Here is a 13,581-nt window from a genome sequence, read left to right on the forward strand (position 1 = left end):
ATGTCTGGTATTCGTATTCGTCTCAAAGAGAAAGACGCCATTATTCAGTCGTTAAAATCGGGGGTCACCCCGAAGATTGGAATTCAACATATTCAGGTTGGCCGGGTCAATGAACTCAAAGCGTTATATCAGGACATTGAACGCATCGCTGATGGTGGTGCAGGATTTCGTTTGATTATCGGTGAATATGGTTCCGGCAAGACGTTCTTTTTAAGCGTGGTTCGCTCCATTGCTTTGGAGAAAAAGCTGGTAACGGTGCATGCCGATTTATCCCCGGATCGCCGTATCCACGCTTCGGGAGGGCAATCGCGCAATCTCTACTCTGAGCTAATGAAAAATTTATCTACCCGAAACAAACCGGATGGCAATGCATTATTGAGCGTGGTTGAACGCTTTGTCACTGAGGCGAGGAAAGAAGCCGAAGTCAAGGGGGTCGATGTCCCAATGGTGATTCATCAGAAACTTGCTACATTATCCGATCTTGTTGGCGGATATGACTTTGCCAAAGTTATTGAATGTTACTGGACGGGCCATGAGCAGGATAATGAAGTTCTAAAATCGAACGCGATCCGCTGGTTAAGAGGGGAGTACACTACTAAGACAGACGCTAGAAATGATTTAGGTGTACGTACTATTATCTCTGATGCCTCTTTTTACGATGCGCTAAAATTGATGAGTCTTTTTACCCGCCAGGCCGGATACGCTGGCTTGCTGGTGAGTCTTGATGAGATGGTTAATCTCTACAAGCTCAATAATACGCAGGTAAGAGTCTCTAACTACGAACAAATATTGCGGATTCTGAATGACTGCTTACAGGGTACGGCGGAACATATCGGTTTTTTGCTTGGCGGAACGCCAGAGTTCCTTTTCGACCCACGCAAAGGGTTATACAGTTATGAAGCATTGCAATCCCGTCTTGCGGAAAATAATTTCGCCCAACGAGCAGGGGTTATCGATTATTCTGCACCAGCCCTCCATTTAGCCAGCTTGACGCCGGAAGAACTGTATATTTTGTTAAAAAACCTGCGTCATGTATTTGCCGGTGGCGAAGAAGATAAATACCTTGTCCCTGATGAGGCTCTGACGGCTTTTTTGCATCACTGTAGCAATACAATTGGTGATGCTTACTTTCGTACACCAAGAAATACAATTAAAGCATTTCTGGATATGCTCGCGGTTCTGGAACAAAACCCCGCGATTCACTGGTCGCAGCTAATTACAACAATGGATGTAAAAGAAGATAAACCAAGCGATATGGATATCGATATTGCCGCTGACGCAGATAACTGTAATGTAGACGACGATGGACTGGCAGATTTCAGACTATGACAGATGAATATCGGAAGCTAGATCCGCGTGTACAGAAATGGGTATTTAAACAAGGCTGGAAAGATCTCCGAGAGATCCAGAAAAAAGCCATCCTTCCTGTTTTAGCTGGCGATCGCGATGTGCTGATCAGTGCATCAACGGCGGCAGGAAAAACAGAGGCCTTTTTCTTGCCCGCCTGTTCTGCCATTGCTGATATTCAAAGCAGCTTTGGTATTTTATACATCAGCCCATTAAAAGCGCTAATTAATGACCAATACCGGCGGTTGGAAAGTCTGGGAGAAGTACTAGAAATGTCGATCACGCCCTGGCACGGCGATGTTGCCCAGAGCAAAAAGATCAGAGCTAAAAAAAATCCTTCCGGCATTTTGTTAATCACCCCTGAATCATTGGAAGCATTATTGATCCGCTCTTCCAGTTGGCTGAAGCAGGCTTTTGCTAAGTTATCGTATATCGTTATTGATGAATTTCACGCATTTATTGGTGCAGAGCGGGGAATGCAGCTTCTTTCCCTGCTAAACCGACTGGAACATTTACTGGGGAGGCTGGATACCCCAATACCCAGAGTCGCATTGAGTGCAACTCTGGGGGACTTGGAAAAAATTCCTTTATCTTTAAGACCGAACCAGAATTTCCCCTGTGAAATAGTGACAGATAACCATAACCATTCAACTTTTAGAGTTCAGGTCAAAGGCTATCTTGAGCCTTTAACAAATACTGCTGATAAATATCCGCCCTCATCAGAAGAGCAGATATGCCACGACCTTTTCAGATTGTGTCGCGGTGATTCACATCTCATCTTTGCCAACAGCCGCAAACGAACAGAAAGCATCGCGGCATCACTCAGCGACTTAAGCGAAGCAAACATCGTTCCAAACGAGTTTTTCCCTCACCATGGATCGCTATCAAAAGAACTACGTGAAACGCTTGAGTTCCGTCTCCAGAAAGGGGATTTGCCCACCACTGCCATTTGTACCATGACACTGGAACTGGGAATTGATATAGGTAAAGTTAATTCCGTAATTCAGGTGACTGTCCCCCACTCCGTATCCAGTCTTCGTCAGCGGATGGGGCGTTCAGGAAGACGTGGCTCGCCCGCCATTCTAAGGATGTTAATTACTGAGAATGAACTGATTCCCTCTTCTGGGCTTGTTGATCAATTACGTTTACAACTAGTCCAATCGTTGGCGATGATACGTTTGCTTGTCGCCAATAAATGGTTTGAACCCGCAGATACCTGTCAGCCGCACTATTCCACTTTGCTTCATCAGATACTCGCTATAACAGCACAATGGGGCGGAGTGCGTGCAGAGCAACTCTATTCACAATTGTGCCAAAGTGGCCCATTTCAGCAGGTTACAAGTACTCACTTCAGAATGCTGCTACAGCATATGGGAGCGCTTCAGTTTTTAACACAACTGTCCAGTGGAGAACTGGTGCTAGGTATCGAAGGTGAACAGTTAGTCAATAAGTATACTTTTTATGCTGTATTCAATACTCCAGAAGAATTTCGTATTGTGGCAGGCAGTAAAACGCTCGGTTCTATACCAGTGGATTCACCAATAATACCTGAACAGCATATTATTTTTGCTGGTCGCCGTTGGAAAGTGACTGAGATTGATTGTGATAAAAAAATTATTTTCGTTACTGCGACAAAGGGAGGGCAGCCCCCCTCTTTTGGCGGTGAGGGCATGTCTGTCCATGATGTCGTCAGGCAGGAAATGTATAAAATCTATTGTGAAGGTGATTATCGAATTGTAATGGGTGAGCATAAAGTCGATTTTATTGATTCAACAGCAAGAGGATTGTTTGGTGAAGGGCATCATTATTTTCAGGCCAGTAATCTTAGGTCTGAAAGTTTTATTCAGCATGGACAGCGTACATATATTCTTCCCTGGATGGGAGACAAAACGGTTAACACTCTCTCGGCATTATTGCTCCAAAGCGGTTTTAAAACCGGCTCTTACGCGGGGATCATAGAAGTTGAAAAAGCAACAGTAGCTGACGTGAAACAATCGCTAGTCAAAGCACTTCAGAGAGGGTTACCGTCTGAGTCTGAACTGGCACACGGTGTTCCTGAAAAGCACCTTGAGAAATATGATGAGTATTTACCGGATGATTTACTTACTCAGGGTTATGGGCAAAGGGCCTTTGATATTGGTTGCGTTAGTCGTTGGTTGCACAAGGAGTTCTGCAAAAACTGATTATCTATAGCGTAGACTGTCACCGATCGATAGTGATTCGTGACCAATCATTGCACGGGTAAGATCCGTCATTCTCTATTTCAAAGTACCCACCACCAAATTAAGGTACCCGGTTTTGTACCCGCTTCAACTGTTGTCTGCGGGGGATTTGTATGGACTGTGGCAGAAAAATGAGAGATGGAAAGCTATAATCTATTGATAATATTATAATTTATTGATGAGCGAGTGAAATGATGGTGCCGATAATAGGAGTCGAACCTACGACCTTCGCATTACGAATGCGCTGCTCTACCAACTGAGCTATATCGGCTTTGAGACGTGTGCGTGCTACTACGGTGTGACAAATTATTGAAAAATACCGGGCAAGTCAAGAGGCTGACGCGCGTATGCTGCTTTTATCATCACCTTATCAATACTAAGGTTTCCCCACTGCCAGAGTGTCAGGCAGCGGGGAAATATCAGGGGCGTTCTGGCGTTACGGGCGCACCAGATCGTCGCCGTATCCGATCCACTTGTAGGTGGTCAGGGCGTCGAGTCCCATCGGGCCGCGGGCGTGAAGTTTTTGCGTGCTGACCGCCACTTCCGCGCCTAAACCAAACTGGCCGCCATCGGTGAAACGGGTGCTGGCATTCACATACACCGCCGAGGAATCCACTTCGCGCACGAAGCGTTCGGCATTGCTCAGTGAACGGGTCAGGATCGCGTCGGAATGTGCGGTGCCGTAAGTGCGAATATGATCCACTGCACTTTCAAGCCCATCCACCAGCGTGACGTTGAGATCGTTCGACAGCCATTCATCGCTGTAGTTTTCTTCTTTGACGTCAACCACCTTCGCCGCGCCACTTTCCAGATAAGGCATCGCAGAGGCACTGGCGTGCAGCGTCACGCCAGCAGTCGCCATTTTGCTACTCAGCGCAGGCAGGAACGTTGCGGCAACGTCTTGATGCACCAGCAAGGTCTCAACGCTGTTACAGGCACTGGGGCGCTGTACTTTGGCGTTCTCGATAACGGTCAATCCCTTGTCGATATCGACGCTGTCATCAACAAAAATATGACATACACCGATACCCCCGGTGATCACCGGAATGGTCGACTGTTCGCGGCAAAGCTTGTGCAACGCCGCGCCGCCACGCGGGATCAGCATGTCGACGTAGCGATCGAGACGCAGCAATTCATTGACCAGCGCGCGATCCGGATTATCAATCGCCTGCACCGCAGCGGCAGGCAGCCCACAGCGTTCCAGCGCTACTTGAATCACTTTCACCGTAGCTTGATTGGTGTGATGTGTCTCTTTACCGCCACGCAAAATCACCGCATTCCCGGTTTTCAGGCACAGGCTGGCGACGTCAATGGTCACATTGGGGCGCGCTTCGTAAATCACCCCGATAACGCCGAGCGGAACACGCCGACGCTCAAGTTTCAGGCCACTGTCCAGCAGGTTGCCATCAATCACATGGCCGACGGGATCGTGCAACTTGCACACCTGACGCACGTCGTTGGCAATAGCGGCCAAACGTGCGGGCGTCAGCAGCAATCGATCAAGCAGCGCTTCGCTCATTCCGGCTTCACGCGCTGCGGTCACATCCAGCTCATTGGCCCGCAGAATAGTGTCACTTTCGGCTTCAATCAGGTCAGCGATAACCGCCAGCGCCTGATTCTTCTTCGCCGTACTCAGTACGGCTAACTGGTAGGAGGCCTGCTTGGCGGCCTTGCCCATCTGTTCCAGCATGGGATCTCCTTAACTGACAATCATATCGTCGCGGTGAACGGCCACCGGACCGTATTCGTAACCCAGAATATCGCTGATCTGCTGGGAGTGATGCCCGGCAATCAGGCGCATGGCATCGCTGTTGTAGCGCGTCACACCGTGCGCCAGATCGCGCCCCAGCACATTGCGGATGCGGATAACCTCTCCCCTGGAGAAATCACCGCGCACTTCACGGATCCCTTTCGGTAGCAGCGAACTGCCGCGCTCCAGTATGGCGGAGACGGCACCATCATCGACCGTGATTTCTCCCGCAGGAGGAGCACCAAAAATCCAGCGTTTGCGGTTTTCCAGCGGTGTCTCCAACGCCCGGAAACGCGTCCCGACTGAAACACCGGCAATCACGTCACCGATCACACCCTGCTTACTGCCTGCGGCGATAATTACGTCGACACCAGCACGACAGGCGACGTCTGCCGCTTGCAGTTTGGTGGCCATGCCGCCGGTACCAAGGCCAGAAACGCTGTCACCGGCAATACCGCGCAGCGCGTCATCAATACCGGAGACTTCACGGATCAACTCGGCATCCGGGTTTTTACGTGGATCGGCGGTGTATAAGCCAGCCTGATCGGTCAACAGCAGCAATTTATCGGCACCGGCGAGGATCGCGGCCAGCGCAGACAAATTGTCGTTATCACCGACTTTGATTTCAGCCGTCGCCACTGCATCGTTTTCGTTGATAACCGGAACGATGTGGTTGTCCAGCAGTGCGCGCATGGTGTCACGAGCATTCAGGAAACGCTCGCGATCTTCAAGATCGGCGCGGGTCAACAGCATCTGCCCGACGTGTATGCCGTAAATTGAAAAGAGCTGTTCCCACAGTTGAATCAGCCGACTCTGCCCCACCGCCGCCAACAGTTGCTTGGATGCAATAGTGGCGGGTAATTCGGGGTAACCAAGATGTTCGCGCCCGGCAGCAATTGCCCCAGACGTAACAATAACAATACGATGCCCGGCTGCATGTTGCTGGGCGCATTGACGCACCAGTTCAACAATGTGAGCCCGGTTGAGGCGGCGTGAACCGCCGGTGAGCACGCTGGTGCCCAGTTTTACAACCAATGTCTGGCTGCCGCTCATAATTTGTCTGCCGTTGGAGTCGAAAAAGAAGGTTGCTAAGGTCTAGTGTTGTAAAGGTCTTTGTAACAGGAGAGAAGCGTTATGCCAACAGGCATAACGCGAAAAAGCATCAATAGTAGGAATTTAACAGAACGAAATCTGTCAGGCAGGTGTTTTTATCGGTTCGCCAGAGAAATCATCGGCGGGTTCAAGCCCCAACTCCATTTCGACCAGAAGCGCTTTCAGGCGATGGTGAAAGACACTCAGCGTCGTTTCCAATTTATCCTGAACTTCCGCATCCTTGATCTTTTGCTGCTTCCAACTGCCATCTTTGTCAAATAGACCATAATGATAAACATAAGTGAAGCGTTTGGGTTCAGCTTGCAGCTCCAGCCACCAGCCCCAGAACTCACGCTTTTCCGGAGCAGGCTTCACATTGGTACACACAGCTAAACAATCAAAGAAAAACTGGTCGTTCTGGCACTGCCCTTCGCGCAGGTAGGGTCCCAAAGCGTTGAAGCGTTTCATTAGTCGGCTTTTAGGGTGTCCACTCGGTAATGTCATATTCAACCTCCTTATGTTGGCGATCCTTTTTAGCAAACCAATAAATATTAGCAACCTTTAATCAGTCAATTTTTGCTTTTAACCACTGACAGACCTCTTCCAGCGCGTGATGGAAGCTTTCATACTGCGGTTGAGTGGGAATATGCAGCAGTTTGCCTTCGCACGAAGACGAGACAATAAGTTTCGACTCTTCTTTCGGGCTGAACGGATCTTTGTCCCAATACCCTGACAATATCGGCGTTGGGCAGCGACGGCCAAGCAACCCCTGTGTTTTCAACGAATAGCGGTTCATCTCAACTCTCAGTGCAGCATCCGTGGCCGTTGCCATACCAATCCGACTGGCCAGCACATCCATATACATATCCGGCACGCCTGATTGACGACGGCTATCGCACATCAGGCTATGTACCACCGGGCCGAAACAGGCGATAGCGCGGATGCGTTTCGATTCCAGATAGCCGAGGCGTACCGCCACGTTGGCGCCAAAACGGAAACCAAATACGCCAACGCGCAGATGATCCACCCACGCAATGTTCGGTAACTGCATCAATACTTGTTGGTGCAGGAAACTGGTGTCTTGCGTCAGTTTCCAGCGCGATGAGAAACCAATCGACGGCATATCGATCGTGAGCATCGCGATACCCAGCGGTGCCAGATAATCGCGGAACAGGCGATAGTGATCGCTCTGGAGCATATCCAGGCCGCCACAGATCAAGATGGTTGGAAATGGCGCACCGCTCTTGTTCGGTAGATGCAGGAAACCGGTAATGTCGGATCCGCCAGGGATCTTGAAATCGATCTCTTTGAGTTCATAAGGCGAATGCTTGGCGGCTTCCTCGAACGCGCGGTTCGCCAGCACTTCAGCCTGCTCGGCCAGATCGTCCCCTTTCAGGTGCGGATAACCGGCGATACTGTATAAATTGGCCGCTTTCATCCAGTATTCACTGGCCTGATCTTTGTCACTCGCGTCCAACGCTTTTTGCTGCCATTGCATGGCCTGCTGGGACCATTCATAAATCCAGTTACCGCTACGGTAGCCAACGACGGTATCCAGCAGGTTTGCATCGCTGTGTTCGGCAGTACAAACCGCAATGCGCGACAACACTTCTTCCATTTCCAACGGATCAACGCCGCGCCAGGTCCACATCAGGCGATTGAGCATCCGGTACCAATGTTCGGTGGTATCACCATCCAACGCGGAATGGATACCCGGCGATTTCATTTGATGGTGCGCGCGAACGACCAGCGTCGACGTCTCACGGTGTTTGAATGAGGGTTTGAACAGTGTTTCACTTAAATTGGCCTGCGACATAGCAACTACAACCTCCATAAACCTACAAAAAGGTGCGAGTGCAGCCTTGCATGGAGCGGAGTGTAGCAAATTTAGACCCAAGAAATGAAACGCTGGCGCAATAGAATGCTGAAAACACAAAAAGCAGGTGGATATATGGGAAGAGGAATGAAAAACGCCCGGTAATGCCGGGCGTCAGAACAGGTTATCTACCGCCAATAGGTGGAACAAACGTCACTGCCATATCCCACGGCTGCTCAATCCAGGTGTCCTGCGGGATGTCTACCACGTAGTCATCAACCAGTGGACGACCGGCTGGTTTGGCGAAAATGGTCACGAAATGCGCCTTCGGATACATTTCACGAATTGCCTTGGCTGTACCGCCGGTATCAACCAGATCGTCAATCACGATGAAACCTTCACCATCACCCTCAGCACGCTTGATCACTCTCATCTCGCGCTGATTATCATGGTCGTAGCTGGAAATACAGACGGTATCGACGTGACGGATGCCCAATTCACGCGCCAACAGAGAAGCAGGAACCAATCCACCGCGGCTTACCGCGATAATGCCAGTCCACTTTTCAGCAGGAAGGAGACGGTGCGCCAGCTTGCGGGCCTGCATTTGCAACATATCCCAGGTAACAACGTATTTTTCACTCATAGCAATCTGATCCCAGCCGGAGAAGCGTCGGCTTAACATGTATTCAGGGGAAAAAAGGTTGCGCGAGATTATAGAGAGCTACCGCCATAAAAACCAGCGATTATCTTCACGCGTCAGGTCATTTTCCCCGCGATTTAACCGTGTCGGACGCGCGCGGGTTATCAGAAAGTGATATTCTTTTTCCATCACGCCATGTTATATGGTGGGTGGTCATTAACCCTAAAACCCGCAGCATCTCAACTCTTTCCATGCAAGAGAAAGGCCAATATGAGCATGCTGTCACAGGAGACTCACTGTGTCTGAACTGTCTCAATTATCACCACAACCACTGTGGGATATTTTTGCCAAAATCTGTTCCATTCCACATCCTTCGTACCATGAAGAAGAGCTGGCAAAGCACATCGTCGACTGGGCGAAAGAGAAAGGTATCCACGTCGAGCGCGATCAGGTAGGTAACATTCTGCTGCGCAAGCCCGCGACCACAGGCATGGAAAAGCGTAAACCGGTCGTACTGCAGGCGCACCTTGATATGGTGCCGCAGAAAAATAACGATACGGTGCATGATTTTACCAAAGATCCCATTCAGCCCTACATTGATGGCGAATGGATCAAGGCTCGCGGCACGACGCTGGGTGCCGACAATGGGATCGGCATGGCGTCTGCGCTGGCTGTTCTCGCTGACGACAGTGTGGAGCATGGCCCGCTGGAAGTGCTGCTCACCATGACCGAAGAAGCCGGAATGGATGGCGCATTTGGTTTGCAGGCTGGCTGGTTACAGGGCGAAATTCTGATCAACACCGATTCGGAAGAAGAAGGTGAAATCTACATGGGTTGCGCAGGGGGGATTGATTTCATCACCACGCTGCCACTGCAACGCGAAGCGGTTCCGGCAGGTTATACCACGCTGAAACTGACCGTTAAGGGTCTGAAAGGCGGCCACTCTGGTGGCGATATCCACCTCGGTCTGGGAAATGCCAACAAGCTTCTGGCGCGCTTCCTGTTTGAACAGGCGCCGGCATTGGATCTGCGCATTCTGGATCTGAATGGCGGTACGCTGCGCAATGCCATTCCTCGTGAAGCCTTCGCAACCCTCGCCATTGCCGCTGATAAAGTCGATACGCTGAAAGCACTGAGCCAGGATTATCTGGCCGTGCTGAAAAACGAATTGATTGCCAAAGAAAAGAATCTCAACGTCCTGCTGGAACCACAAGAAAGCCAGGCTCAGGCGTTGAACAAAGACAGCCAGAACCGTCTGCTGGCGCTGCTGAATGCCACACCGAACGGTGTGATTCGTATGAGCGACGCGGTGAAAGGCGTGGTTGAGACGTCATTGAACGTGGGTGTCGTAACAATGAACGACAACGAGGCGCAGATCATCTGCCTGATTCGTTCGCTGATCGACAGCGGAAAAGAGTACGTCGTTGGCATGCTGACCGCTATCGGCCAGTTGGCAAATGCGCAAACTGCTCCAAAAGGCGGTTACCCAGGCTGGCAGCCCGATGCTGACTCCCCGGTTATGCATCTGGTCCGTGAAACCTATCAAAAGCTGTTTAACAAAACGCCGAACATCATGGTGATTCACGCTGGTCTGGAGTGCGGTCTGTTCAAGAAGCCGTATCCAGAAATGGATATGGTGTCTATCGGGCCAACCATCACGGGTCCACACTCGCCAGATGAGCAAGTTCATATCGAAAGCGTTGGTCAATACTGGAAACTGCTGACGGCACTGCTGAAAGCGATTCCTGAAAAAGCCTGATGCGCGTTAGCGTTGCAGTCTGGTGAGAAATAAAATGGCGGAGTTTAGTTTTTGCTCCGCCCTTTTTTGACTCGTACCCTCCGAGGATGTCTACGACGTCTTTCTCAACGACAGATATCACGCTATTCCCAGGTCAGAACCAATTGCCGCTCGATTTGCGGATCCAGCAAGGTGACGTGCAACCCCACCAACCGGACGCCACGCCCTGCCCGCCGCTGTTCCCACGCCTGCTTCGCCACAACCAGCAGATCCGCCTTATTCAGCACCGGCCAGACATGTTCCTGCGTCGTGAGCTGGAAATCATGAAACTTCAGCTTCACACCCTGTCGCGCAATGTGCAGATCGGGCTTCACCCGTCTCAGGCGCATTTCCAACTCTTCATACAGGGAATCAATCAGCGCTTCACAACTTGACCAATCGTGAATATCTTCAGCCAGCGTGCGCTCAACCCCAACCGATTTACGCAAGCGCTCAGATGATATTTCCCGCTCGTCAATCCCCTGACAGCGTTCCCACAATATCCGGCCAAACTTGCCAAACTTTTTCAGCAACAGCGCCAAATCGTATTTCTGTACATCGGCGCAGGTCAGTAATCCCACCTCTTCCAGTCGCCTGGCCGTTACTTTCCCCACGCCAGGGATCTTGCGTAACGGCAAGGTGCGAATGAAATCGGCCACCTTATCCGGCGGAATCACGTACTGACCGTTGGGTTTGTTCAAGTCGGAGGCTATTTTGGCAAGAAATTTGATCGGGGCAATGCCCGCTGACGCAGTGAGGTTGAGCTCATCCCAAATGGCCTGGCGGATCTCTTGCGCAATCAGCGTCGCTGAACCGCTACATTGGGTGGTTTCGGACACATCGAGAAAAGCCTCGTCCAAAGACAGCGGCTCAATCAGATCGGTATAACGGGAGAAGATTTGGCGGATATGCAGTGAGGCTTCTTTATATGCCTCCATCCGTCCGGGGATCACTTTCAGGTGCGGGCAGAGTTTCAAGGCCATGCCGGTTGGCATTGCGCTATGGACGCCATATTTACGCGCCGGATAGTTTGCTGTGCTGATCACCCCACGTCGATCGCGGCTGCCGCCGATGGCGATAGGAATATCGCGCAGGCTTGGATCGTCGCGCATTTCTACCGCTGCGAAGAAGCAATCCATATCAACGTGAATGATTTTACGCATAGTCCCTCTCTCCATTACTGTATAAGTATACAGTTGGCAATATGAATGCTCAAGTCGAAGAAGATCGGGTTGGGGGTGCTGATTACGTCATGAACGGTAAATTAATGATCTTTTTGTTCTGTTTTGCGTAATTCATCGTGAATAATGTTTTTAGTACCATTGATAATTATCAAATCACGATTAATATGGACTTCTCCGAAAGGAAAAATAAGAACCTACCTATATCCATGCGGGAAAGGTTCAAAACAGTGGCATGCTGAACGGGGTTTTCATCCCATAAGGCAAATAAAAATATTAATACGCAGGAATAATAATGGGCAAAATCGCGCTGATGCTTGCGATGCTAATCTGTATGCCTTTGGTATCGTGGAGCAGTTCTGCCAGCGATCAGGTACCGGTAAACCCGACGCTGAAACAGCAATTATTGGGTTCACCTGTTTATATCCAGATCTTCAAAGAAGAACGCACGCTTGAGTTGTACGCCAAACTCGGCAATAACTTCCGTTTAGTCGGTAGCTACCGCATTTGTAATTTCTCTGGCGGATTGGGTCCGAAACGCCGCGAAGGGGATTTCAAAAGTCCGGAAGGTTTCTACAGCGTGGATATGCGCCACATGAAGCCTGACAGCCGCTTCTACCGTGCCATCAATATCGGTTATCCCAACGCCTATGATGAAGCGCAAGGCTATTCCGGCAAATATTTGATGATTCATGGCGAATGCAAATCGATTGGCTGTTATGCCATGACCAACGCCTACATGGATGAAATTTTCACTTATGTGCAAGCCGCCTTCCGCAATGGGCAAGGTAACGTGGACATCAGTATTTATCCGTTCCGCATGACTGAATCGAATATGCAGCGTCATCGCTCGTCAACTTACGCCAAGTTCTGGCGTCAATTGCAGCCGGGCTATGAATACTTCGTCAAGAATAGCCAGCCGCCAAGCATTGGTGTAGTGAATGGGCAGTATGTACTTAACCGCCCGATCCTCACTTCAGCGCCAGCATCACAGTACGCGCTCACCGAAACAAAATAATGCGAATTCACCTGGCGCAATCTTGTGCCAGGTTTCGTTGCCCGTCAGAGGTTGCGTCGCGATAACCGTTACCACATCATTCGGCGTTGTCTGCCGCTGAAAATCAATTTCCACATCCTGATCCAGCAACGTCGCTTTGCCAAAAGGTGCGCGGCGGGTAATCCAATACAGGTTGGTTGAACAGTAGGCCATGACAAACCGCCCATCCGACAGCAACATATTGAAAACGCCTTTTTCCCGCAGTTGATCGGCCAGCGAGGCAATAAAGCGGAATACGGCGGGCCAGTTGCCGGGCGTCCGCGGATAACGCTGCGTCAATTCATGCAGTAACCAACAAAAGGCATACTCGCTGTCGGTCTGGCCTACTGGACGCAGATTGCCGGTATCGAGCTGGCGGTAGCCGCGCAGTTGACCGTTATGGGCGTAAGTCCAGTTGCGCCCCCACAGTTCGCGCGTAAAAGGGTGCGTGTTCTCCAGCGCCACTTCGCCACGGTTAGCCTGGCGGATATGCGAAATCACGGCGCAGGACTTGATCGGATAGTCCTGCACCAGACGGGCAATGGGCGAATTGAAACTGGGCTGCGGATCCTTGAAGGTACGACAGCCATTGCCTTCGTAGAACGTAATGCCCCAACCATCTTTATGAGGGCCTGTCCGACCACCTCGCTGCACCAGACCGGTAAAACTGAAACAGATATCGGTAGGTACATTAGCGCTCATCCCGAGCAATTCGCACAT

11 protein-coding genes and 1 tRNA gene are annotated in these 13,581 nt (G+C 50.5%); 4 read left to right on the forward strand and 8 right to left on the reverse strand.

Annotation, left to right across the window (positions count from 1 at the left end):
• Both DRI82_RS20070 and DRI82_RS20075 read left to right on the forward strand, forming a co-directional pair.
• Positions 1 to 1,329, forward strand: a complete 1,329-nt coding sequence (locus tag DRI82_RS20070; protein WP_114195690.1) for an ATP-binding protein — start codon at positions 1 to 3, stop codon at positions 1,327 to 1,329.
• Entirely contained in the window at positions 1,326 to 3,530 is a 2,205-nt protein-coding gene (locus tag DRI82_RS20075) for a DEAD/DEAH box helicase (RefSeq protein ID WP_114195691.1), read from the forward strand. Before DRI82_RS20070 ends, DRI82_RS20075 begins: the two co-directional genes overlap by 4 nt.
• A 234-nt stretch (positions 3,531 to 3,764) precedes the next feature.
• Here DRI82_RS20075 and DRI82_RS20080 read toward each other — a convergent pair.
• The 6 genes from DRI82_RS20080 to gpt form a co-directional block, all read right to left on the reverse strand.
• A tRNA-Thr gene (locus DRI82_RS20080) sits at positions 3,765 to 3,840 on the reverse strand.
• A gap of 165 nt (positions 3,841 to 4,005) precedes the next feature.
• A complete protein-coding gene (gene proA / locus DRI82_RS20085) occupies positions 4,006 to 5,259 on the reverse strand; it encodes a glutamate-5-semialdehyde dehydrogenase (protein ID WP_114195692.1) in 1,254 nt (417 codons plus the stop codon).
• A 9-nt stretch (positions 5,260 to 5,268) separates the two neighbouring features.
• A complete protein-coding gene (gene proB, locus DRI82_RS20090; protein WP_114195693.1) occupies positions 5,269 to 6,372 on the reverse strand; it encodes a glutamate 5-kinase in 1,104 nt (367 codons plus the stop codon).
• A gap of 141 nt (positions 6,373 to 6,513) precedes the next feature.
• Positions 6,514 to 6,915 carry a sigma factor-binding protein Crl gene (gene crl / locus DRI82_RS20095; RefSeq protein WP_114195694.1) on the reverse strand — a complete coding sequence of 134 codons (402 nt, stop codon included), beginning with the start codon at positions 6,913 to 6,915 and terminating at the stop codon, positions 6,514 to 6,516.
• A 61-nt stretch (positions 6,916 to 6,976) separates the two neighbouring features.
• Complete coding sequence (gene frsA / locus DRI82_RS20100; RefSeq protein WP_114195695.1) at positions 6,977 to 8,227, reverse strand: esterase FrsA; 1,251 nt, start codon at positions 8,225 to 8,227, stop codon at positions 6,977 to 6,979.
• Positions 8,228 to 8,411: 184 nt separating this feature from the next.
• Complete coding sequence (gene gpt, locus DRI82_RS20105) at positions 8,412 to 8,870, reverse strand: xanthine phosphoribosyltransferase (protein ID WP_114195696.1); 459 nt, start codon at positions 8,868 to 8,870, stop codon at positions 8,412 to 8,414.
• Between the two features lie 295 nt (positions 8,871 to 9,165).
• Between gpt and pepD the strand changes: the two genes are divergently transcribed.
• Complete coding sequence (pepD, locus tag DRI82_RS20110) at positions 9,166 to 10,626, forward strand: beta-Ala-His dipeptidase (protein ID WP_114195697.1); 1,461 nt, start codon at positions 9,166 to 9,168, stop codon at positions 10,624 to 10,626.
• 122 nt (positions 10,627 to 10,748) lie between these two features.
• On the opposite strand, the gene dinB is transcribed toward pepD, so the two are convergent.
• Complete coding sequence (dinB, locus tag DRI82_RS20115) at positions 10,749 to 11,807, reverse strand: DNA polymerase IV (protein WP_114195698.1); 1,059 nt, start codon at positions 11,805 to 11,807, stop codon at positions 10,749 to 10,751.
• 313 nt (positions 11,808 to 12,120) lie between these two features.
• Here dinB and dpaA point away from each other — a divergent pair, with 313 nt between their 5' ends.
• Positions 12,121 to 12,843, forward strand: a complete 723-nt coding sequence (dpaA, locus tag DRI82_RS20120; protein WP_114195699.1) for a peptidoglycan meso-diaminopimelic acid protein amidase — start codon at positions 12,121 to 12,123, stop codon at positions 12,841 to 12,843.
• On the opposite strand, the gene DRI82_RS20125 is transcribed toward dpaA, so the two are convergent.
• Positions 12,814 to 13,581 (reverse strand): class II glutamine amidotransferase, encoded by a 768-nt coding sequence (locus DRI82_RS20125; RefSeq protein ID WP_114195700.1) that lies wholly within the window; start codon positions 13,579 to 13,581, stop codon positions 12,814 to 12,816. The two genes, dpaA and DRI82_RS20125, sit on opposite strands and share 30 nt — an antisense overlap.

This window comes from Edaphovirga cremea (genome assembly GCF_003332275.1).
GTDB lineage: Bacteria > Pseudomonadota > Gammaproteobacteria > Enterobacterales > Enterobacteriaceae > Edaphovirga > Edaphovirga cremea.